The organism is Streptomyces sp. NPDC054765 (assembly GCF_053612065.1).
The window spans coordinates 41,618-63,125 of sequence record NZ_JBSHBP010000037.1 but is presented as its reverse complement, the minus strand read 5'-3'; the positions used below and the strand labels follow the sequence as shown (position 1 = coordinate 63,125).

General features: G+C 70.7%; 22 protein-coding genes and 1 riboswitch. Of the genes, 10 read left to right on the top strand and 12 right to left on the bottom strand.

Annotated elements, in window-relative coordinates; genetic code table 11:
- The first annotated feature begins 10 nt into the window (after window positions 1-10).
- Both murQ and ACWGJY_RS22930 read left to right on the top strand, forming a co-directional pair.
- A complete protein-coding gene (gene murQ / locus ACWGJY_RS22935) occupies window positions 11-949 on the top strand; it encodes an N-acetylmuramic acid 6-phosphate etherase (RefSeq protein WP_453262685.1) in 939 nt (312 codons plus the stop codon).
- A gap of 142 nt (window positions 950-1,091) precedes the next feature.
- Window positions 1,092-2,654, top strand: coding sequence for a PTS transporter subunit EIIC (locus ACWGJY_RS22930; protein ID WP_453262684.1), 1,563 nt, complete (start codon window positions 1,092-1,094; stop codon window positions 2,652-2,654).
- Window positions 2,655-2,723: 69 nt separating this feature from the next.
- Here the strand turns inward: ACWGJY_RS22930 and ACWGJY_RS22925 are convergent, their stop codons facing one another.
- Window positions 2,724-3,560 carry an alpha/beta fold hydrolase gene (locus ACWGJY_RS22925; RefSeq protein WP_453262683.1) on the bottom strand — a complete coding sequence of 279 codons (837 nt, stop codon included), beginning with the start codon at window positions 3,558-3,560 and terminating at the stop codon, window positions 2,724-2,726.
- Window positions 3,561-3,612: 52 nt separating this feature from the next.
- Between ACWGJY_RS22925 and ACWGJY_RS22920 the strand changes: the two genes are divergently transcribed.
- Entirely contained in the window at window positions 3,613-4,200 is a 588-nt protein-coding gene (locus ACWGJY_RS22920) for a TetR/AcrR family transcriptional regulator (RefSeq protein WP_453262682.1), read from the top strand.
- A gap of 168 nt (window positions 4,201-4,368) precedes the next feature.
- Here the strand turns inward: ACWGJY_RS22920 and ACWGJY_RS22915 are convergent, their stop codons facing one another.
- On the bottom strand, window positions 4,369-4,578 hold the full coding sequence (locus tag ACWGJY_RS22915) for a hypothetical protein (RefSeq protein WP_453262681.1): 210 nt from the start codon (window positions 4,576-4,578) through the stop codon (window positions 4,369-4,371).
- On the bottom strand, window positions 4,575-4,826 hold the full coding sequence (locus tag ACWGJY_RS22910; protein ID WP_453262680.1) for a hypothetical protein: 252 nt from the start codon (window positions 4,824-4,826) through the stop codon (window positions 4,575-4,577). Before ACWGJY_RS22910 ends, ACWGJY_RS22915 begins: the two co-directional genes overlap by 4 nt.
- 121 nt (window positions 4,827-4,947) lie before the next feature.
- On the opposite strand from ACWGJY_RS22910, the gene ACWGJY_RS22905 reads away from it, so the two are divergent.
- The 4 genes from ACWGJY_RS22905 (at window position 4,948) to ACWGJY_RS22890 (ending at window position 7,770) form a co-directional block, all read left to right on the top strand.
- Complete coding sequence (locus ACWGJY_RS22905; protein WP_453262679.1) at window positions 4,948-5,787, top strand: helix-turn-helix domain-containing protein; 840 nt, start codon at window positions 4,948-4,950, stop codon at window positions 5,785-5,787.
- Entirely contained in the window at window positions 5,771-6,097 is a 327-nt protein-coding gene (locus ACWGJY_RS22900; RefSeq protein WP_453262678.1) for a DUF397 domain-containing protein, read from the top strand. The genes ACWGJY_RS22905 and ACWGJY_RS22900 overlap by 17 nt, the downstream gene beginning before the upstream one ends.
- A 259-nt stretch (window positions 6,098-6,356) precedes the next feature.
- A complete protein-coding gene (locus ACWGJY_RS22895) occupies window positions 6,357-7,445 on the top strand; it encodes a hypothetical protein (RefSeq protein WP_453262677.1) in 1,089 nt (362 codons plus the stop codon).
- Window positions 7,446-7,470: 25 nt separating this feature from the next.
- Entirely contained in the window at window positions 7,471-7,770 is a 300-nt protein-coding gene (locus ACWGJY_RS22890; RefSeq protein ID WP_453262676.1) for a hypothetical protein, read from the top strand.
- Between the two features lie 116 nt (window positions 7,771-7,886).
- Here the strand turns inward: ACWGJY_RS22890 and groL are convergent, their stop codons facing one another.
- The 4 genes from groL to thrC form a co-directional block, all read right to left on the bottom strand.
- Window positions 7,887-9,512 (bottom strand): chaperonin GroEL, encoded by a 1,626-nt coding sequence (groL, locus tag ACWGJY_RS22885; protein ID WP_453262675.1) that lies wholly within the window; start codon window positions 9,510-9,512, stop codon window positions 7,887-7,889.
- Between the two features lie 412 nt (window positions 9,513-9,924).
- Window positions 9,925-10,128, bottom strand: coding sequence for a cold-shock protein (locus ACWGJY_RS22880; protein ID WP_052859305.1), 204 nt, complete (start codon window positions 10,126-10,128; stop codon window positions 9,925-9,927).
- Window positions 10,129-10,552: 424 nt separating this feature from the next.
- Window positions 10,553-10,831, bottom strand: coding sequence for a MoaD/ThiS family protein (locus tag ACWGJY_RS22875; RefSeq protein ID WP_453262674.1), 279 nt, complete (start codon window positions 10,829-10,831; stop codon window positions 10,553-10,555).
- A 77-nt stretch (window positions 10,832-10,908) separates the two neighbouring features.
- Window positions 10,909-12,192, bottom strand: coding sequence for a threonine synthase (gene thrC, locus ACWGJY_RS22870; RefSeq protein ID WP_453262673.1), 1,284 nt, complete (start codon window positions 12,190-12,192; stop codon window positions 10,909-10,911).
- A 17-nt stretch (window positions 12,193-12,209) separates the two neighbouring features.
- A riboswitch (SAM riboswitch) is annotated at window positions 12,210-12,368 on the bottom strand.
- Between the two features lie 171 nt (window positions 12,369-12,539).
- Between thrC and ACWGJY_RS22865 the strand changes: the two genes are divergently transcribed.
- Window positions 12,540-13,502, top strand: a complete 963-nt coding sequence (locus tag ACWGJY_RS22865; RefSeq protein ID WP_453262672.1) for a glucosyl-3-phosphoglycerate synthase — start codon at window positions 12,540-12,542, stop codon at window positions 13,500-13,502.
- A gap of 21 nt (window positions 13,503-13,523) precedes the next feature.
- Here the strand turns inward: ACWGJY_RS22865 and ACWGJY_RS22860 are convergent, their stop codons facing one another.
- Window positions 13,524-14,279 carry a GntR family transcriptional regulator gene (locus ACWGJY_RS22860; protein WP_453262671.1) on the bottom strand — a complete coding sequence of 252 codons (756 nt, stop codon included), beginning with the start codon at window positions 14,277-14,279 and terminating at the stop codon, window positions 13,524-13,526.
- 585 nt (window positions 14,280-14,864) lie between these two features.
- On the opposite strand from ACWGJY_RS22860, the gene ACWGJY_RS22855 reads away from it, so the two are divergent.
- Both ACWGJY_RS22855 and ACWGJY_RS22850 read left to right on the top strand, forming a co-directional pair.
- Window positions 14,865-16,409: an alpha,alpha-trehalose-phosphate synthase (UDP-forming) gene (locus ACWGJY_RS22855; protein WP_453262670.1), complete on the top strand. Its 1,545-nt coding sequence runs from the start codon at window positions 14,865-14,867 to the stop codon at window positions 16,407-16,409.
- 167 nt (window positions 16,410-16,576) lie between these two features.
- A complete protein-coding gene (locus tag ACWGJY_RS22850) occupies window positions 16,577-17,611 on the top strand; it encodes a cytochrome c oxidase assembly protein (RefSeq protein WP_453262707.1) in 1,035 nt (344 codons plus the stop codon).
- 39 nt (window positions 17,612-17,650) lie between these two features.
- Here the strand turns inward: ACWGJY_RS22850 and ACWGJY_RS22845 are convergent, their stop codons facing one another.
- The 4 genes from ACWGJY_RS22845 to ACWGJY_RS22830 form a co-directional block, all read right to left on the bottom strand.
- On the bottom strand, window positions 17,651-18,391 hold the full coding sequence (locus ACWGJY_RS22845; protein ID WP_453262669.1) for a DUF4232 domain-containing protein: 741 nt from the start codon (window positions 18,389-18,391) through the stop codon (window positions 17,651-17,653).
- Between the two features lie 347 nt (window positions 18,392-18,738).
- Window positions 18,739-19,635 (bottom strand): trehalose-phosphatase, encoded by an 897-nt coding sequence (otsB, locus tag ACWGJY_RS22840; protein WP_453262668.1) that lies wholly within the window; start codon window positions 19,633-19,635, stop codon window positions 18,739-18,741.
- Window positions 19,636-19,743: 108 nt separating this feature from the next.
- Window positions 19,744-20,058 (bottom strand): DUF3263 domain-containing protein, encoded by a 315-nt coding sequence (locus ACWGJY_RS22835; RefSeq protein WP_453262667.1) that lies wholly within the window; start codon window positions 20,056-20,058, stop codon window positions 19,744-19,746.
- Window positions 20,059-20,215: 157 nt separating this feature from the next.
- Window positions 20,216-21,481, bottom strand: coding sequence for an ABC transporter substrate-binding protein (locus tag ACWGJY_RS22830; RefSeq protein WP_453262666.1), 1,266 nt, complete (start codon window positions 21,479-21,481; stop codon window positions 20,216-20,218).
- Window positions 21,482-21,508: the final 27 nt, after the last annotated feature.

The window sequence follows — 21,508 nt, the reverse complement described above, 5'->3', positions numbered from 1 at the left end:
CCGTCACGCCATGACCTCCCCCGCCGACTACGCCCATCTGCGCGCCCAGTTGGACAGCCTCACCACCGAGGCGTTCCGGCCCGAACTCGCCGATATCGACCGCCGCTCCACCCTGGACATCGCCCGCACGATGAACAACGAGGACGCCACCGTCCCCGCCGCCGTCGCCCAGCGGCTTCCGGAGATCGCCGCCGCCATCGACGCCACCGCCGCGCGGATGGCCCGCGGCGGCCGGCTGATCTACGCAGGCGCCGGTACGGCCGGCCGCCTCGGGGTGCTGGACGCCAGCGAATGCCCGCCGACCTTCAACACCGACCCGTCCGAGGTCCTCGGGCTGATCGCGGGCGGCCCGTCCGCGATGGTGACCGCCGTCGAGGGCGCCGAGGACAGCAAGAAGTTCGCCATCGAGGATCTGACCGGGATCGGCCTGACCGACATCGACACCGTCGTCGGCATCTCCGCCTCCGGCCGCACGCCCTACGCGATCGGGGCCGTCGAATACGCCCGTGACCTGGGCGCCCTGACCATCGGCCTGTCCTGCAACACCGATTCGGCACTGGCCGCGGCCGCCGAGCACGGCATCGAAATCGTGGTCGGCCCCGAGCTGCTGACCGGCTCCACCCGGCTCAAGGCGGGCACCGCCCAAAAGCTGGTGCTCAACATGCTCTCGACCATCACCATGATCCGCCTGGGCAAGACCTACGGGAATCTGATGGTCGACGTCCGCGCCTCCAACGAAAAGCTGCGGGCCCGCTCGCGCCGTATCGTCGCGCTCGCCACCGGCGCCACCGATCTGGAGATCGAGACCGCCCTCAGCAGCACCAACGGCGAGGTGAAGAACGCCATCCTCACCCTCCTCGGCGGAGTCGACGGCCCCACCGCCGCCCGCCTCCTGGAAGCCGCCGACGGCCATCTGCGCACAGCCCTCCAGGCCGCCAAGCCCCTCTGAGACCGCACGACCGCGCACCCGCCACCCCGGACCGGACTCCACCCCACGCCGCCCACCAGCCCCCTCCCTTCCCCTGGCCTCCCCTGCCGTCCCCTCCCCTCCTCTGGCCTCCCTGGTTCGTCTCCACAGCAAGGCACCGCATATGCCCGAAGACAAGAACCGCGCCACCGCCGCCGCGATCCTCCCTCTCGTCGGCGGCGCCCGGAACCTCACCTCCATCGCCCACTGCATGACCCGGCTCCGCCTCGGCATCCAGGACCGTTCCCTGGTCCAGGACGAAGCCCTGAAGGCGCTCCCGGCCGTCATGGGCGTGGTCGAGGACGACACGTACCAGATCGTGCTGGGTCCCGGGGCGGTCGCCCGGGTCACCCCCGAGTTCGAACGCCTGGCCGAGCGGGCCCGCGCCACGGAACCACCCCAGGAACCAGAGGCCCTCGCGCCGACCACCGGCCCCCGGGCCACCGCACCACCCTCCGCGCCGGACCCCACACCCACCACCGCCGAGGAACTGGCCGCCCAGGGCGCCGCCCTCAAGGCCCGGCAGAAGTCCAGGAACGCCACCCCGGTGAAGCTGTTACTCCGCCGGATCGCCCATATCTTCGTCCCGCTGATCCCGGCCCTGATCGGCTGCGGCATCGTCGCCGGGATCAACGGCCTGCTGACCAACCTCGGCTGGCTGCCGTCCGCCGTCCCGGCGCTGGCCGCCATCGCCTCCGGCTTCATGTCCCTCATCGCCGTCTTCGTCGGCTACAACACCGCCAAGGAGTTCGGCGGCACACCGATCCTCGGCGGCGCGGTCGCCGCGATCATCGTCTTCCCCGGCGTCGCCCACATCAGCGCCTTCGGCCAGAGGCTCGCGCCGGGCCAAGGCGGGGTACTCGGCGCACTGGCCGCGGCCCTGCTCGCCGTCCAGGTGGAGAAGTGGTGCCGCAAAACGGTCCCCGAGGCGCTGGACGTGCTCCTCACCCCCACCCTGACCGTCCTGCTCACGGGCCTGGCCACGATCTTCGGCCTGATGTTCGTCGCGGGCGAGGTCTCCACCGCCATCGGCACCTTCGCCACCTGGCTGCTGGCCCACGGCGGCGCGTTCGCCGGCCTCATCCTGGGCGGCCTCTTCCTCCCCCTCGTGATGCTGGGCCTGCACCAGGCCCTCATCCCCCTCCACACCACCCTCATCGAGCAGCAGGGCTATACGGTCCTGCTCCCGATCCTCGCGATGGCAGGAGCAGGCCAGGTCGGCGCCGCCATCGCCGTCTACCTCCGCCTCCCCCGCAACCGCTCGATCCGTACGACCATCAAGTCCGCCCTCCCCGCGGGCTTCCTGGGTGTCGGCGAACCCCTGATCTACGGCGTCTCGCTGCCCCTCGGCCGCCCCTTCATCACCGCCTGCATCGGCGGCGCCTGCGGCGGCGGCTTCGTCGGCCTCTTCAACCAACTGGGCGATTCCGTCGGCTCCACCGCCATCGGCCCCTCCGGCTGGGCCCTGTTCCCCCTGGTCAAGGGCAACCAGAACCTCACCACGACCCTCGTCGTCTACGCCCTGGGCCTGACCGTCGGCTACCTCACCGGCTTCCTCGCCACCTACTTCTTCGGCTTCAGCAAGCAGATGCGGGCGGAACTCAACACAGACCCGCAGGGCAACGCAGACCCCGAAGCAGCGGAAACCGACCCGGCAACCGTCCCCGTCCCCGTTCCTCGTACGTGATACCGAAGGAGAGGCCGTGCGACCTTGACCACCGGGCAGGCAGGAGGCTCGGCCGGATGAGCAGCACGTTCAAGGCGAGGTGAGGAAGCGGCCGATGTGACATGCAACGGCCTCGGGCTCGTCCAGCATCGACAGCACGTATGCGTCCGGCACCTCGGCGTACCTGCCTGCCGGCAGCAGCTGCGCCAGACGGCGACCGTGCTCGGGGGGCATCACGCGGTTGCCGGGTGACCACAGGACGAGCGCCTTCCCGGTGAACCGGCGCAACGCCTCGGTGTCGCGGACGAGTTCCTCCTTGTGGAACGGTCCGCGGCAGTATGCGCGCAGATCACGTCGGATGCCGGGATCGTTCAAGAGGGGCTCGGTCCAGCGGCGGATGAGGTCATCCGGCACGGGACGCCGAGCCATCTGCCCGAACAGCATCGGCAGCCGGCGCAGCGGGCCGATGCGCAGTTGGCGAGCGGCGAACTGGAATCCGCCGGGCATTCGGGCGGCGAGGGACACCATCTTGCCGGGCAAGCCGGGCGGGAAGTTGTCGAACGCCTCGCACGGGAGGATCACTTGCCGGGCGATGCGCTGGTCCCAGCCGTGGGCGGTGAGAAAAAGCGCCCCGCCCCAGTCGGTGTGTACCAGGGTGACGGCATTCAGGCCGAGCGCCTCCAGCAAGTCGGCGACCAGACGGACCTGTCCGCGCAACGTGAGGTCGGCGTCGGGCTTCATCGGCCGCCGGTGGGCTCCGAGCGGCAGGACCGGGCGTAGATACGTGAACCCCGGCGGCAGCAGCGGCAGTACGCGGTCCCACACCGTGTGGTCCATCAGCAGTCCATGGAGGAGGACGACGACCGGTGTCCCCGATCCGGCCACGTCGTATTCGATGACACCAGCCGGTACTTCGATGCTCCGCACGGCGCCTCCCGCTAGAACGGTCTCTCTAGAGAGACCGTTCTAGCATGGAAGCATGAGAACCGACGAGCGGATCGCGCTGGCGATGGCGGAGTTGTTGCGTAAGCAGGGATACTCCGCCACGAGCATCAACCAACTCGCCCGCGCGGCCGGTGCCCCCACCGGCTCCATCTATCACCACTTCAAGGGGGGCAAGCGCGAGGTCGCGGCCGCCGCGCTCCGACAGAGCGGAGCCGCGTACCTTCAGTTGCTGCCGTTGCTGCTCACCCCTCACGACGATCTCGCGCTCGGCATTGAGGCGTTTTTCGGCGCAGCTGCCGAGGACATGCAGAACACGGGCTGGGCGAACATGTGCCCCGTCGGCACCGTCACCGGCGAGATCGCCGACACCGAGCCCGCGCTGCGAGAAGTTGCCGCGGAGGTGATGGGAACGTGGGTCGACGAGGGCAGCCGGTACCTCGCCACGCGGGGGCTGTCGGACACCGATTCCCGCACCGTCATCTTCGCCGTACTGACCGCGATCGAAGGAGCGTTCCTCCTCGCCCGCGGACTGCACTCCGCCGAACCGTTCCTGGCCGCCGGGCGCACCGTCGGAGCCTACGTCGCATCACTGAAAGGCTCCCAGGCGCAGACTGCGTCGTGAGAGCGACGCCGATGTCCGCGAACGGCCCGCTTCCAGCCCGCGGAAACCCTCAGCCCGGCCGGCCGCTCACCCCCATCTGCCCGCCAACGGAAAGCCCAGCCCGCTACGGCGACCGGGATGCGGGATGCGGGATGCGGGATGAGCTGGGCGGAGGAAGAACGCTCCCGGTCACGGCATCCGGCTCTCCCAGTTCCGTTCTCTGACGCGGGCCGCCAGTACGGCGGACGGCGGGGCGGCGGCGAGTAAGTGCGGCGGACAGTCCCACGGACGGCCGCCGCCTGGCGGCCGGAGCTGCATCAACGGTCCCTCGCAGCCCACGACCCGCCCGACGCGCCCGTCCCGCCCGTCCACCGCATAGCTGCCGAGGGCCGGAATCACGGCTGCCGCTCCTCCGCGCCGTGTCCGGGAGCGGCGGTCTTGGCGTACTCCGCCAGTACGTCGGCGAGGCGCTGAGCGGTGTCCAAATTGCAGCGCCCCAGCTCGATCAGTGGCGCCATGACACTGCTCGCGCACGACACCGGGTCGACGCAGAGGGAGGGCAGGGTGATCCCCACTGCCCTCAGTGCGGTCTGTAGTTCCACCATGACAACCTCGGCCTGCCGTACCTGATCACGCGCCGTCAACATTTCTCTTCATCACCTTCCACGCTGAGTGTTCTCGTTGTGCACACAGCGTGGCGGTTACAGGTCTAGCCTGCATAGAGACGCAGACCCAACAACCGATCGTGTGTAACAGGGAGTTGCTGCGATGCCCGGACCCAAGCCCCTCGACCCGTCTTCGTCACCCCGCGCCATGCTCGGGGCCGAGTTACGACACAAACGTGAGGAGGCGGGACTCACCCAGGAAGAACTCGGCGGCCCCCTCTTCGTCAGCGGCTCGTTCATCGGCCAGCTGGAGGCAGGGACACGGCGGATGCAGATGGATTACGCCGTCAAGATGGACGAGATCCTCAGGACGGACGGCTACTTCGTCCGCAACTGCACGGCCGCGAAGAAGTCCAAGTACCCGGATCACTTCGCGGAGGCGGCGGAGGCGGAAGCCATTGCCACGGCGATCAGGGAGTACGCGCCGCAGCTGATTCCAGGACTGCTGCAGACGAGGGCGTACGCGTGGGCAGTTTGCCGCGCTTACCAGCCGACGGCGCCGGAGGACGTGATCGAGGAAACGGTCACGGCACGACTCGAACGCGCACGCCTTCTCGACCATCCAACGACTCCGTTGTTGTGGGTGGTGCTGGACGAGGCTGTACTGCGCCGCAGGACCGGCGGCCCGGAGGTGATGGCGGAGGCGCTGTGGCATGTGGCGGAGTTGGTCCGGAAGCATCGAGTCGTCTTGCAGGTGTTGCCATTCTCAGCAGGTGCCCATGCGTCGTTGAATGGCGCGCTCAAGTTGATGAGCTTTGAGGACGCGCCCACGCTCGCCCACCTCGAAGTACTGAACGCAAGCAAGTTGGAGGACGACCCAGCGACTGTCGCCCGCCACAACCTGACTTACGATCTGCTCGGGGCCAGCGCACTGTCACCCCAAGATTCCCTGGCCCTGATCGAATCAGTGGCGGAGGATTACGCGCATGATGATCAGCCCTGAGTACGACCTGAGCACCGCCATCTGGCGCAAGTCCAGCTATAGCGGCGGCGAGGGTGGCAACTGCCTCGAAATCGCCACGTGGCACAAGTCCAGCTATAGCGGCGGCAGCGGCGGCAACTGCCTCGAAGTCGCCACCTGGCGGAAGTCCACCCACAGCGGCGGCGACGGCGGCGACTGCCTGGAAGTCTCCGACGACCACCCCGGCATCGTGCCCGTCCGTGACTCCAAGGACCCGGACGGCCCGGCGCTCGCGTTCCGGGCACCGGCCTGGGCGGCGTTCATCGAGGGCATCAAGTCGAGCTCCCTGTAGGGCGCCTGACGACACTCGGGGTCCGGGGCTCAAGCCGCGGACCCCGAGCCCTCTTTCCAAGGAACGGGTGGACGGAAGTAACCCACCCGCCCTCCCCCGGTTCCGCCAACTCCCGCCCACACCAGCGTGGATGACATTCCGTGACCGGCTTGCGACACCATGCCGCGCCGGTCTAGCGTGCGCAGCAACAAACAACCCCGGCAGGTGCTACCAACACCGACCGGGGTCTGACCACCAAGATCGAAAGCGCGACGATCTCATGGCTAGCGACAACTTTAACGCCGCCCCGTGCGCCCCCGCACTCCCCCACGGCGACCACCCCTCCGCCCGCCCCGGCTACGGCAAACGCGCCGCGCCCGACCAGCGGGCGTCCCGCCCCGGTGACTTCGTACATCTCCCCCGTCGCGAGGCATCCATCGCCACCTACCTCGACCGGCTGCCCGAGGGTGCCGATATCTCCGTGAAGACGCTGGCCAAGGTGTTGCCGGACTACGGGCAGTGCGCCCTGCGGACCGCGCTCCGCTGCCTCTCGGAGGCCGGTCATCTGCGGCGGGTCGCCGAGACACACACGAGTGACGGCGGCAGTCCGCTCTGGGTGACGCGCACGTACTTCTCGCGTACGGCCCGGGACGACTCCTGGTGGATGGCCCTATGCGCCGGGAACGTCCCGCTGACCGACGACGACGGCCGCGATGGCCGCGATGGCCGCGATGGCGACGATGGCCGCGGCGACCGTCACGCCCCGCCTCCCGCCGCCGGACCACCGCGCCCACGGGACCCGCACGTCCGCACCCTCACCCGTGCCCGTCAACCGCAGTCCCCCGGCTACGCCGCCCTCGCCGCCCTCGGCCGCGCCGAGCCCCGTATGACGCTGTCCGCTGCCGACTGCGCGTCCCTCGAAGCGTTCGCCGAGGAGTGGTTCGCGCGCGGCGCCACCCGCGACCAGCTGGTGCACGCGCTGGTCGCGGGGCTGCCTCCGCACATCCACCACCCCGGCCGCCTCGCCCGCTCCCGGCTGCTCGCCAAGATGCCGCCCGAGGGGCCTTGGACCGGGCCCGAAACAGCGGCCGCCGGTCCGGGCCCGGCCCAAGGACCCTCTGCCGGAGCCCTCCGGATCATGGAGTGCACCGTCTGCCGCGCCCCCGGCCGGCCCGAGGCACTCCCCGGAGGGGTCTGCGGCCCGTGCCGGGGCGTGGCCCCACCGGACCGCCGGAGTCGTCCGGCGGAGCGGACCGCCGCCCACGTCCGTGCCCGCGTGGAGCGCCTGCGCGCGGCCGCACGGCCACCGGCCCCCCTCCGCACGGCCCTCGCCGACCGCACGACCGACCGTGATCCCGCCCTCCCGTGACACGGCGGTCAGTAGTGTCGGCGCCATGCTGATCCGATTACGCCGCCCCTGGCGCGCCCGGCTGATCGTGGCTCTCACGGCTCTCGTACTGGCCGCCGGCGGGGCGGCACTGATCCTGTGGGGCGAGACACCGCCCCCGTACCCGCCGCTGCCCGCGACGCACGGCAATGTTTTGGTGATCCACGCCGTCTTCGAAAGCACCCTCGACCACGACACCCCGCCCGCACCGGCCACCCTCTGCGGCGCCGTGCTGCTGTCCGTGGCGGGGGCACTGTGCCTCGCGGGCTGCCTCATCGTCCGCCGCCGGCAGCGGCCCGCCGGGTAGCGCGGGGTGGTCCCCGCGAAAACGCCGCCGGGGCGGCACCCCCTGGGAGGAGGGTGCCGCCCCGACGTACGTCTGGACGTGCGGTCCGGGAGGACCGGTGTCTGATCCGCGGGGGATCAGAAGTCCATGTCACCGCCCGGCATGCCGCCCGGAGCGCCCGCCGCGCCGGCCTTCTCCGGCTTGTCGGCGATGACGGCCTCGGTGGTGAGGAACAGCGCCGCGATGGAGGCGGCGTTCTGCAGCGCGGAGCGCGTGACCTTCGCCGGGTCGATGATGCCCTCGGCGATCATGTCGACGTAGTCGCCGGTCGCGGCGTTGAGGCCGTGACCCACGGGCAGGTTGCGCACCTTCTCCACCACAACGCCGCCCTCAAGGCCGCCGTTGACGGAGATCTGCTTCAGCGGGGCCTCCAGGGCCAGCTTCACAGCGTTGGCACCGGTGGCCTCGTCGCCGTCCAGGTCGAGCTTCTCGAAGACCGAGGAAGCCTGGAGCAGGGCGACGCCACCGCCGGCGACGATGCCCTCCTCGACGGCCGCCTTCGCGTTGCGAACGGCGTCCTCGATGCGGTGCTTGCGCTCCTTGAGCTCGACCTCGGTGGCGGCACCGGCCTTGATGACGGCCACGCCGCCGGCCAGCTTCGCCAGACGCTCCTGGAGCTTCTCGCGGTCGTAGTCCGAGTCGCTGTTCTCGATCTCGGCGCGGATCTGGTTGACCCGGCCCTGGACCTGCTCGCTGTCGCCGGCACCGTCGACGATGGTGGTCTCGTCCTTGGTGATGACGACCTTGCGGGCGCGGCCGAGCAGTTCGAGACCGGCGTTCTCCAGCTTGAGGCCGACCTCCTCGGAGATGACGGTGCCACCGGTGAGGATGGCGATGTCGCCGAGCATGGCCTTGCGGCGGTCACCGAAGCCCGGGGCCTTGACGGCGACGGACTTGAAGGTGCCACGGATCTTGTTGACGACCAGGGTCGACAGGGCCTCGCCCTCGACGTCCTCGGCGATGATCAGCAGCGGCTTGCCGGACTGCATGACCTTCTCCAGGAGCGGCAGCAGGTCCTTCACGCTGCCGATCTTGGAGTTGACGATGAGGATGTACGGGTCGTCGAGCGACGCCTCCATACGCTCCATGTCGGTGGCGAAGTACGCCGAGATGTAGCCCTTGTCGAAGCGCATACCCTCGGTGAGCTCCAGCTCCAGACCGAAGGTCTGGGACTCCTCGACGGTGATGACGCCTTCCTTGCCGACCTTGTCCATGGCCTCGGCGATGAGCTCGCCGATCTGGGTGTCAGCAGCGGAGATGGAGGCGGTCGAAGCGATCTGCTCCTTGGTCTCCACGTCCTTGGCCTGCTCCAGCAGGGCGGCGGAGACGGCCTCGACGGCGCGCTCGATGCCGCGCTTGAGGGCCATCGGGTTGGCGCCGGCGGCTACGTTGCGCAGGCCCTCGCGGACCAGCGCCTGGGCCAGGACGGTCGCGGTCGTCGTGCCGTCACCGGCGACGTCGTCCGTCTTCTTCGCGACCTCCTTGACCAGCTCGGCGCCGATCTTCTCGTACGGGTCCTCGAGCTCGATCTCCTTGGCGATGGACACGCCATCGTTGGTGATCGTGGGGGCGCCCCACTTCTTCTCGAGGACGACGTTACGGCCCTTGGGGCCGAGGGTGACCTTGACGGCGTCGGCGAGCTGGTTCATCCCGCGCTCGAGACCGCGCCGTGCCTCCTCGTCGAACGCGATGATCTTGGCCATGTGAAGTGGTCCTCCCGGACTAATGGGGTCTCCCCTGCTCGAACGCAGTTGAGAGCTTGGGGAAGGATTGCTCCGGACCGCGCTGGCGCCCGCGACGGACGGCCTGCAGACCTGCGTGGTTCCTTGCCCCACCCGGCCTACGGGCCTCACCGACCCGGTCCTTCTTTGTCACTCTCACTGGGAGAGTGCTAACGCAATGATTAGCACTCGCACCCCTTGAGTGCAAGGCGGCTTCGAAGAAGCCGCCAAGAGGAGTGGTGACCGAGTGACGGGTGAGCACAGGTATGCCGGGGAGTCGGCCGGCCCCCCGGCGTGCCCAGGAGCCGGCCCGCCGTCCGCCGGCGGCGGACAGCAGAAGGCCCGCACCCCCTACGGGGCGCGGGCCTCCTCTACGCAGCAGTTGGTCGGCGCCTCAGCCGGCCATCCGGACCATGTCCGCCTGCGGCCCCTTCTGGCCCTGCGAGATCTCGAACTCGACTCGCTGACCCTCCTCAAGGGTGCGGTAGCCGTCCATCTGGATCGCGCTGTAGTGGACGAAAACATCCGCACCACCGTCGACCGCGATGAAGCCGTACCCCTTCTCCGCGTTGAACCACTTGACGGTGCCCTGAGCCATGCCTAACTCCCCTATTACTGGCCCTTGCGCAGGACCGCACTCCGCGGACCCGGGTCAGACCTCACCCCGCGAAAGGCCCGTGGGGTGTGCGCCGGAACGCGTCGACCGCCGCTGAATGTATCTGCACAGATGCCCAGCGCAACAGGTCAATCGGACGAGAATTCTGAGGCCGGAGAATCGGCAATATGCGGCGAAATCCCGGTTCTCCAGGGCAAGTCGGGCCGGGCATAGCGCACCTAAGCGACAAAAGCTGCACACACTTTGGGCACAACTGATCGCGGTCTCATATGCGTTCGGCACACGCGGGGCGATATGCGGAGGGGGATCACCCCAATGGTATCTCCTTTCACAACATGGAATTGCCCCGTCCGCTTTCTGGCGGACGGGGCAATTCCAGTCAAGCAGGAGAAGAGATGGCGGAAAATCAGCAGCCGCCGGCCACCGCGGGAATGATCGAGACGCCCGCGCCGTCCGGGGTCGGCGTCTCCAGGCCCTGCTCGAAGCGCACATCGTCGTCATTGACGTACACATTCACGAAGCGGCGCAGCTTGCCGGCGTCGTCCAGCACCCGGGCCGCGATGCCCTGGTGGTTCTGCTCCAGGTCGGCGATCACCTCGGAGAGGGTCGCGCCCTCGGCGGGGACCTCGGCCTGGCCGCCGGTGTAGGTGCGGAGGATGGTGGGGATGCGGACCTTGACGCTCATGGTTCTGCCTTCCGGTGGTGCGGACTACGAGTTCGGGGGCCTGCGGCGCGGCCTCGTCCGGGGACGGGCCGGCGGCCTCAGCGGGCCAGGCCGGCCGCGCGGAACGCCTCCAGGTCGGGACGGATCGTGGCCGTGGGGCCGGAGGTCGGCGCGACCGCGTCCAGGGTCTTGAGGCCGTCACCGGTGTTGAGGACGACGGTGGTCAGGGACGGGTCGAGGAGGCCCTCCTCGATGAGCTTCCTGGTCACGCCGACGGTCACCCCGCCCGCGGTCTCCGCGAAGACCCCTTCCGTCCGGGCCAGCAGCTTGATCGCGTCGACGACCTGCTCGTCGTTGACGTCCTCGACCGCGCCACCGGTACGCCGGGCGATGTCGAGGACATACGGACCGTCGGCGGGGTTGCCGATCGCCAGCGACTTGGCGATGGTCTTCGGCTTCTGCGGGCGCACCACGTCGTGCCCGGCCTTGAAGGCCGTGGAGACCGGCGAGCAGCCCTCCGCCTGGGCGCCGAAGATCTTGTACGGCCGGTCCTCGACCAGGCCGAGGGCGATCAGCTCCTTGAGCCCCTTGTCGATCTTCGTCAGCTGCGAGCCGGACGCGACCGGGATGACGATCTGGTCCGGGACCCGCCAGCCCAGCTGCTCGCAGATCTCGTACGCGAGGGTCTTGGAACCCTCGCCGTAGTACGGACGCAGATTGACGTTGACGAAGCCCCAGCCCTCGCCCAGCGGGTCGCCGATGAGCTCCGAGCAGAAGCGGTTGACGTCGTCGTAGTTGCCCTCGATGCCGACCAGGTCGCCGCCGTAGACCGCGGCCATGACGACCTTGCCGGCCTCCAGGTCGTGCGGGATGAACACGCAGGACTGGAAACCGGCGCGGCGGGCCGCGGCGCCGACCGCACCGGCGAGGTTGCCGGTGGAGGAACAGGACAAGGTGGTGAAGCCGAAGGCGCGGGCGGCCTCGACGGCGATCGCCACGACGCGGTCCTTGAAGGAGTGCGTCGGGTTGCCGGAGTCGTCCTTGACGTACAGCCCGCCGGTGACGCCCAGCTCGGCGGCGAGCCGGTCGGCCTTGACGAGCTTGGTGCAGCCGGGGTTGAGGTTGGGCTTGTCGGCCACGTCGGCGGGGACGGGCAGCAGCGGGGCGTAGCGCCAGATGTTGTCCGGACCGGCCTCGATCTGCTTCCGCAGGCCCTCGGGGTCGCCACTCGGCAGGTCGTAGGCGACTTCGAGCGGCCCGAAACATTCCTGGCACGCGAAGATCGGGCCGAGCGGGAATCGCTGTCCGCACTCGCGGCACGACAGCGCGGCGGCGGGACCCAGAGCGACGGTGGGGGTGTTTTCGGTGACTTGCACAGCCATGGAGGCGAGGCCCTTTCTCCTCATCTTCCTCGCGACGCACCTCGTCACGAGACGGATTTGGCACCTTCCCTAGCCGGGAGCCTCGCGCGCGGGACGTCAGCGTCCTTGCGGCAAGACCGGCTGGAGGGTTGCCGGGGCTTCAACGGGCCGTATCCCTCTGCCCCTCTGGATGAGCGGTATGGCGCTGGGCCTCGACCCAGGCGTTTATGGCGCGGCGACCCCGACATGCGACGGCCATCCGCGTTGTTCAAGACTGTAACCGACTGCACTGACGGTTGAGATAGTCGTCCGAACCGCGAGATGGATCACAAGGCCGCCGATCCGGCGGCGACCGAGGAGTCGTAGACGTGCTGGAAGAGGTGCAGCGCTGGCTGAGCGGCCGCTCCTGGTCGGCCGCGGACCGCCCACTGGGACAGCTGCTGGAGGCCAAGCGCCAGACGGGCCGTACGGTCAGCGTCGTACTGCCGGCGCTCGACGAGGAGGCCACCGTCGGCGCCATCGTGACGACGATCCGTGACGCCCTGATGACGGACGCGGCGCCGCTGGTGGACGAGCTGGTGGTGCTGGACTCCGGCTCCACCGACCGCACCGCCGAGGTCGCGTCGGCGGCCGGCGCCCGGGTCGTGCACCGCGACACCGTCCTGCCGCGGCTGCCCGCCCTCCCCGGCAAGGGCGAGGTGCTGTGGCGTTCCCTCCTGGCCACCACCGGCGACATCATCTGCTTCATCGACGCCGACCTGCGCGAATTCGACGCCGCCTTCGTCTCCGGGATCGTCGGCCCGCTGCTGACCGACCCGGACCTCCAGTTCGTGAAGGCGATGTACGACCGTCCCCTGGAGACCGGCGCCGAGGGCTCCGGGGCCGGCCAGGGCGGCCGGGTGACGGAGCTGGTGGCCCGCCCCCTCCTCAATCTCCACTGGCCGCAGCTGGCCGGCTTCGTCCAGCCCCTGGGCGGCGAGTACGCGGCCCGCCGCTCCCTGCTGGAGCAGCTCCCCTTCCCCGTCGGCTACGGCGTCGAGCTCGGCCTGCTCGTCGACGCCCTGCACACCGTCGGCCTCGACGCGCTGGCCCAGGTGGACGTCGGCGTCCGCAAACACCGCCATCAGGACGGCCAGGCCCTGGGCCGGATGGCCGCCGCGATCTACCGCACCGCCCAACTACGCCTGACCCGCGGCCACTTGGTGCGGCCCCGGCTCACCCAGTTCGACCGCGGCGAGCAGGGCTTCGTCCCCCGCACCACGGACGTGGACACCGAGGAGCGCCCGCCGATGGCCGAAATCCCGGAGTACGCGGCGCGACGGGCGGCGTGAGCACCCGCGCGGCGTGAGGGCTCAGGCGTCGAAGTCGTACTCCAGCACGTAGGCCGACGAGTCGAGGATCATCTCGTTGGCCTCTACCGTGTGACCGTCCGCGGTCATGGCCGTGCGGCTGATGAGAAGAACGGGCGTGCCCGCCGGGAGGCTCAGCCGGTCGGCCTCCTCCGACGCCGGCATGCGCGAGCGCACCTCTTCCCGGAAACGGGCGGGAGCCGCGCCCAGCTCCGCGAGGCGGGCGTACGTCCCACCGGCCCCGGTGTCCGGCTGCGTGATCGCCGAGCCCGCGACAAGGGCGGCGGGGAGGTAGGAGGTGGAGAGGAGCACCGGCTTGCCGTCGAGCACGAACCGGCGGCGCCGGACGGTGACGGCGTCTCCGGGTGCGATGCCCAACCACGCCGCGACGTCGCCGGATGCCTGCTCCTCGTCGACAGTGACTGTATCCACCACCAGATCGCGCTCGGCGACGTCGGCCGCCCAAACCGACCGCCCTTGACCCCACTGCTCCCGAGCCAGACGCGGAACACCGCGGCGCCGGATCGGCTGGAAGTCCCGCACGAACACACCGGCGCCCTTGCGGGCCTCGGCGAGCCCCTCGGAGGTGAGAACGCCGAGGGCCTGACGTGCCGTCATCCGGGCCACTCCGTGCCGGTCCATCAGGTCATTCTCTCCGGGCAGCCGGTCACCAGGCCGGAACTCCCCTGCCGCGATCGCCTGCTTCAGCGCGTCAGCGATCCTGCGGTACTTGGGCGACGAGCCCTCCTGTGCGGCCATGGCGACGCTTCCCTCCTGGCGATCTCCAGACATCCTAGAGATCTGTTCGAGTGCAACGGCGCCTCCCCCGGAACCCGACTTCTCCAGAGAAGCAATTGACGCTACGCGCTCACTTCGCTTCAATGAGTAGCGATCCAACTTCTCTAGAGAACTGGAGTCGCCATGACGCCTCCTGCGCGTCCACGCCTGCTTCCCTGGTCAAGCCCGGAGGGAAAGCCGTGCTATCTCCTCTCCGAGGGGGACGGCCCCGTCACCCGGCAGGCGAATGCCGTTGAACAGGCCCAGCTCGCATCCGGCGAAATCCTCCTGAGGCACGCCCGTGCCCTCCTCCGCGGCAGCCCGACCACGGCACCCGAACTTCACTTCCTGGCCTGCTGTTTGACGGATGCGCTCGACGACTCGTTGCGTATCAACCGCAGCCGGGGCGACCGTCTCGGCTGCGGGCACCCGCAACCCGCCGGGGGTGAGCCGTCGTGGCCGGTCGACGCATTCCCACCAGGAGACGGCTGAGGAGCCCACCCGGACCCACGCCTCTTGGCCGCTTCCGTACGTTTGCGCGGATCTGTGGCGGGTTACTGTCGCGACATGGTCTCCGAGCGCAGTGCGGTCCAGGCAGGTGCCGAGGTTCTTGTCGCGTCCAATCGCGGGCCGGTCTCCTACGGTCTGGGGGAGGACGGGACGCTCACCGCCAAACGGGGCGGGGGCGGGCTGGTGTCCGGGCTGTCGGCGATCGGGCAGTCGACGCGCGGCGCGAAGCGCCTCGATGAGGGGCGGTGGCCGGGAGACGGGCGGGCGAATGCCGTGTGGGTGTGTGCCGCGCTCGGCGACGGGGACCGGGAGGCCGTACGGCGGACGGGTGGTGCGCTCGATCCCGGTGACACCGGTGGACAGCGCGTCCGGATGCTGGACATTCCGGCGGAGGTGTATGCCGCCGCCTACAACGGCATCGCGAACTCCGTGCTGTGGTTCGTCCACCACATGCTCTACCAGACCCCGCTGGAGCCGGTCTTCGACGCGGAGTTCCGGGCGCAGTGGGCCTGCTACGAGGCGTACAACGCGGCCTTCGCCGATGCGCTGGCCGACGGTGCGGCTCCCGGCGCGGCCGTCCTCGTCCAGGACTACCACCTGGCGCTGGTGCCCGGCATGCTCCGCGAGCGCCGCCCCGACCTGCGCATCGCGCACTTCTCGCACACCCCGTGGGCCCCCGCCGAGTACTTCGCGATGCTCCCCGACGACATCCAGCGGCAGTTGGCGCTGGGCATTCTCGGTGCCGACCGGGCGAACTTCCTCACCCGGCGGTGGGCCGAGAACTTCCTGGCCTGCGCCGAGACCGGGCTCGGCGGGCAGTGCGAGCGCGTACGGCCAAAGGACGGGGCGCCCGGCATCGTCGCACTGGTCCCGGAGCGCACGGCCCGTACGACCTGGATCGGGGTGCACGGGCTCGGCGCCGACGCCGGTTTCCTGCGCGAGCGCGCACACCGGCCCGACGTCGAGGAGCGGATGACGGCGCTGCGCGCCCAGATCGGCGGGCCGCAGCGCAAGACCATCGTCCGCGTGGACCGCACCGAACTCTCCAAGAACATCGTGCGGGGCCTGCTCGCCTACCGTCAGCTTCTCGCCGGCCACCCCGAGTGGCGCGAGCGGGTCGTCCACCTCGCCTTCGCCTACCCCTCGCGCCAGGACCTGGCCGTCTACCGCGACTACACCGCGGAGGTCGAGCGGGTGGCCGAGGCCGTCAACGCCGAGTACGGGACGGCGGATTGGCAGCCCGTCGTGCTGCACGTCAAGGACGACTTCGCCCGCTCGCTGGCCGCCTACCGGCTGGCGGACGTGGCGCTGGTCAATCCGATCAGGGACGGGATGAATCTGGTCGCCAAGGAAGTGCCGGTGGTCTCGGACGCCGGCTGTGTGCTGGTGCTCTCGCGGGAGGCGGGCGCCCATGAGGAACTCGGCGAGCACGCCCTGACCGTCAATCCGTACGACATCGTCGGCACCGCCGAGGCGCTGCACCAAGCACTGTCGATGGACGACGGCGAGCGTGCGGCGCGCACCGGGCGGCTGGCCGCGGCGGCCACCGCGCTGCCGCCCGCCCGGTGGTTCCTGGACCAGCTGCGGGAGCTGGGCGACTGATCCGCGGGGCGCCGGGCGGCCGGTCCGGGCCTTCGGGGCGGCCGGTCCGGGGCCTTCCGTGCAGCCGGTCCGGGGCCTTCCCGCCTTCCCGGCAGCCGGTCCGGGGCCTTCGGGGTGCCCCGCCCGCGGCGCGTGCCGGGGCGGGTCTAGCGTGGTGGTCCGTGACAGTGACAACCCTTTCGGCCGGTTTGCCGGCGGCTACCGCGGGGCGGCTGGCCGGCAGCTGGCAGCTCGATCCGTACGCACTGACGCTGGTGCTGCTGCTGGGCGGCCTCTACGCATGGGGCGTCGCGCGGCTCGCGCGGCGCGGTGAGCGGTGGCCGGCCGCCCGGACGGTGGCGTTCGCGGGCCTGGGGCTCGGCGCGATCGTGGTGGCGACCATGTCCGGGCTGGCGGTCTACGATCACGAGCTGTTCTGGCCCGCCGCGGTGCAGAACATCGTGCTCGACCTGATCGCCCCCTTGGGCCTGGCGCTCGGCGATCCGCTGTCGCTGGCGCTGCGGGCGCTGCCCGAGGGACGGCCGGCCGCCCGGCGGCTGCGGGCCGCGCTCTGCGGGCCGGTGCTGCGACTGCTGACGTTTCCCCTGGTCAGCACGGTGCTGGTGCTCTCCTCCGAGCTGGCGATCTACTTCACGCCGTACTTCCCGACGGCGCTGCGGCACGGCCCGCTGCACGAGCTGATGTACTTCCAGCTGCTGGTCACGGGGAGCCTGTTCGTGCTGCCGATGCTCACCCGTGCCGAGTTGCTGCCCGCGTGGTGCAGCCATCCGGTGCGGGCGCTGCTGGTCCTGCTCGACGGGCTGGTCGACGCGGTGCCCGGCATCGTCGTCATGACCAGCGGAACGCTGATCGCGGGCGGCTGGTACACCGCGCAGCACCGCCCCTGGGACCCGAGTCCGCAGCAGGACCAGATGATCGGCGGCGGGCTGATGCTGACGATCGCCGAACTCGTCGGGCTGCCGTTCCTGATCGCGGTCTTCGTGGAGTGGGTGCGGTCCGAGCGCACGCGGACCACGGCGCTGGACGCGAGGCTGGACCGCGAGCTGGCGACGGCGGTCGGGGCGCCGTCCGGCGGCGCCGGGGCGGCCGTATCCGGCGGACCGGCGGAACCGGCCGCGCCGCAGCCCGAGTTGACCCGGCCCTGGTGGGAAACCGACCAGGGCGCGGTGGGCGAGCGGTTCCGGCGCGGCGGCGGGGGCTAGTCAAGCGAACCGGACACTCGGTCAGCGGCTTCGCGGTACTCAGTTGGCGATCCCGACCGGGTGGATCTGGATCTTCTCGTCGTACGGGCCGGCCAGCTTCAGCGCCTCCGCGGGCCACTTCAGGGACACGCTGTGGGTCTCGTTCGGCGGCGTCACCAGGATGTCGGTCGGGTGCGCGAGGCTGTCGCCACTGGCGTCGACCGTGTACGAGATGCTGAAGGTGGCGGTGTCACCGGGCTTCAGGTTGGTGATGCGGGGCTGCTCACCGCCGCGGTCGACAGGGGCGGAGGTGCCATCGAGGTCCTTCAGGTCGACGCCCGCGAAGCCCGTCGCTGAGCAGGTGCTCCCGCCCTTGTTGGTCATCTGAACGGTGACCTCGCCCGTCTCCTGGTCGGGCGAGCTGTCCACGGCCTCCATGGTCAGGTCATCCGCGCGGCAGAACGCGCTCGTCGCCGCACCGTTCCCGGAGTCGGCACGGGACGAGGCGGCGGCGCCGGAGCCGGCACGGGACGAGGTGCCGTCGCCGGAGCCCGACTTCGCGTTCCCTGCCTGGGCATCTGCACCCTGCGCTCCGGCGGAGGAACCCGCGCCACCGGACTCGGTGGGGCCCGCGCCACTGGCCTCGGCGGCCACGCTGCCCGGCTGACTCGCGGGCCTGGAGGCGGCGGCGTCCGAGCCGGAGCAGGCGGTCAGGGAAAACGCGGCGGCCGCGGTCAGGGCCGCGGCGGCAACGCGCAGGGTGCGGCGACGAGCGGTGCGGGCAGTGGTGCTGGAGCTCATTTCGGATTCCCCCTGGGGAAGTCGGTGTCGGTCTCTCCTCCGTACGACACCCACTCTGGCCGGGGCCACTACCGCTGCGCTGCCGCTCCGCTAACGCCGAGCTAATGCCGCATCGGGCAAGGTTCGCCCTGTGGCGACTTGTCGCTCGGTTGCTGTGTTGGTTGCCCGAGGCGGCACCAGGTGTCCTGGGTTCTGCGCGCGGATCATGCCTGTCCGGCCCTGATCCGCCGGGGCCGCCGGCCTGCGGTCCGGAGCGACCTGCCGGCTGCCGCCGGGAAGAGCCGGCCCGCCGGGGCGCCCTTTTCCACCGTCCCGCCCCTCTCCCGTGGGGCGGGTGAGAGAACGGCTCAAGGAGTGGCGAGCCGGTCCGCCAGGGCGCCGAGCAGTCCGACGACCCCCGCCGGGCCGTCGACCACCAGGTCGGCGCGGTCGGCCAGTTCGGTGACCTCGTTGCTGCCGCTGCACACCAGGACGCCGCTGAAGCCGTCGGAGCGGAGCTCTTCGACGGCGGCGAAGGCGGCCAGGTCGCCCAGGTCGTCACCGGCGTAGAGGACGGTGGCGGCGCCGGTCTCGCGGACCCAGCCGGCCAGGGCGACGCCCTTGTCCATGCCCGGCGGGCGGAGTTCCAGGACGAGGCGGCCCGGTTCGACGATCAGGCCGTGGCGTTCGGCGAGCGCGGTGAGCGGGCCGCGCAGCCGGTCGAAGGCGCCCTGGGGGTCGGCGGCACGGCGGGTGTGGACGGCGATGGCGCGGCCGCCCTTGCGCTCGACGGCGGTCTCGACCCAGGTGCCGTGCCACACCCCGGAGGCATCGAGCACGCCGGGGAGTTCGGCCTGTATGGCGGCGACGCCGGGGTGCGGGGCGGGCGCATGGACGGTGCCGGTGGCCGCTTCCCAGCGCTCGGCGCCGTAGTGGCCGAGGACGGTGAGACGGTCCAGCCCCGGTACGTCCGCGAAGCCGCCGAGGCGGACCGCGACGGTGGCCGGGCGGCCGGTGATCACCGTGGCGGCGCGCAGCCGGGGTGCCAGGCGGCCGAGGGCGGCGACGGCGCCGTCATGGGCGCGGGCCTTCGCCGGGTCGGGGACGATCTCGGCGAGGGTGCCGTCGAAGTCGAGGGCGAGGGCGGCGCGTTCCGGGTGGGCCAGCAGCGCGGCGAGGCCGTCGCGGCCGGCCGGGGTGCGCGGTGTCGGGAGGGATCCGGGTGTCGGCTGGGAGTGCGGCGCGGCGTTCGGGGGGCTGCCCATGTGCCGACCCTACCGGCGCGGGGCGGGCGCCGGGGGTACCTCGCAGCGGTAGCCGGGAGGGGGTGCGGGCGTACGGGCGCACCGGGGCGGCGGCCCGGGGCTCCCGGGTCAGCGGCGGGCGCGGCGGGCGTCGCGGACGCGGCGCAGGCGGTTGACCGTGACGGGGTCGTGGGCGACCGCCCGGGGGTCGTCCAGCAGGGCGTTGAGGAGTTGGTAGTAGCGGGTCGGGGAGATGCCGAGCTGTTCGCGGATGGCGCGCTCCTTGGGGCCGGGGCCCGGCCAGGAGCGGCGCTCGACGGCGAGCACCGCCTCGTCCCGGGCGGAGAGCCCCGAGGGGTTCTCGCCGGCCCCGGGCCCGCCGTCCGTACCGCCCTGGCCGACCGGACCGCCCGTGCCCTCCGTACCGCCCGTACCGCCTGTCATCACGCTTCCACGATAAACGCACGGTCGGACAGCGCCCGGCGCGTCACCCCGGCGGGCGTGGTGCGGCCCACCGGCCCTCGCCCCCGCACCGGCCCTCGCCCCCGCACCTGCACGCGCGCCCGCATCCGCGCCCGCATCCGCCCCGTCAATCGCCCCGTCATTCGACGGTGTTGTCGGCCGCGTCCGCGGTGTTCTGGATGTCGGTGAGCACCCCGGCCGGGTTGCCCCTCGGGCCGACCGCGGCGCCCATCCTCGCCTTGATCGTCTTGGAGATCAGCGGCCAGGAGGTCTTGTCCGCCGGGTAGAACTCGGCGTTGGCGAGCTGCGTGAGGAAGCCGTGCAGCTTGGTGTACTTGTCGTCGGCCAGCATCGCGTTGGAGGCGGAGGTGGTGACCGGCAGCAGGCCGTAGTCGCCGGAGAACTTCTCGACGTTCTTGTCGCTGTAGACGAAGTCGAGGAACTTTCCGGCCTGGGCGCGGTGGCCGCCCTGCTTGAACGCCATCATCCAGTCCGCGACGCCCATGGTGGCCTTGGCCTTGCCGTTGGTGCCGGGCAGTTCGACGGTGCCGTAGTCGATGCCCTTGGCCTCGGCCTGCTTCATCAGGGTGGGGTGGCCGTTGAGCATGCCGACGTCGCCGTCGGCGAAGCCCTGGAAGGCTTCCCCGCGGTTGAGCTTGGCCGGGTCGGTGCCGGTCAGGCCCTTGCCAATGAGGTTCTCCTTCAGCCAGTTGAAGGTCTTGACGTTCTGCGGCGAGTCGATCGTGTACTTGCCGATGCTGTCGGTGTAGCCGCCGCCACCGCTGAGCATCCACTGCATCGTCTCGGCCTGGGTCTCCTCCGGGCCGAGCGGCAGCGCGAAGGGCATCTTGACGCCCTGGGCCTTCAGCAGCTGGGCGTCGTGGGCGATGTCGTCCCAGGTCTGCGGCGGGGCGGTGATGCCGGCCTGGGCGAACAGCTTCTTGTTGTAGAAGAGCCGCCGGGTGCTGGCGCCGAAGGGCATGCCGTACTGGACGCGCTTGTACTCGCCGGCCTCCGCGAGGGAGGGGGTGAAGTCGGCCTGGGTCGGGATGGAGAGCAGCTGGTCGGCGCTGTAGAGCTGGCCCTTGGCGGCGTAATCGGCGTAGGCGCCGATCTGTGCGAGGTCGGGGGCGTGGCCGTCCTTGACCAGGTCCTCGACCTTCTTGTCGACGTCCGTCCAGCTGTAGACGTCGACATCGACCTTGATGCCGGGGTTCTTCTTCTCGAAGGCGCGGGCGAGCTGGTCCCAGTAGTGCTGGGAGCCGTTGGACTTGCTGTCGCCGTAGTCCGCCGCGATCAGTTTGAGGGTGACGTCGCCGCCACCGGAGCCGCTGCCGCAGCCGGTAAGAGTCAGTGTCATGGTGGTGGCCATCGCCGCCGCCAGGCTCAAGTACCGCCGCTGCACCGCTGTTACCGCCCTTTGTTCTGAAAA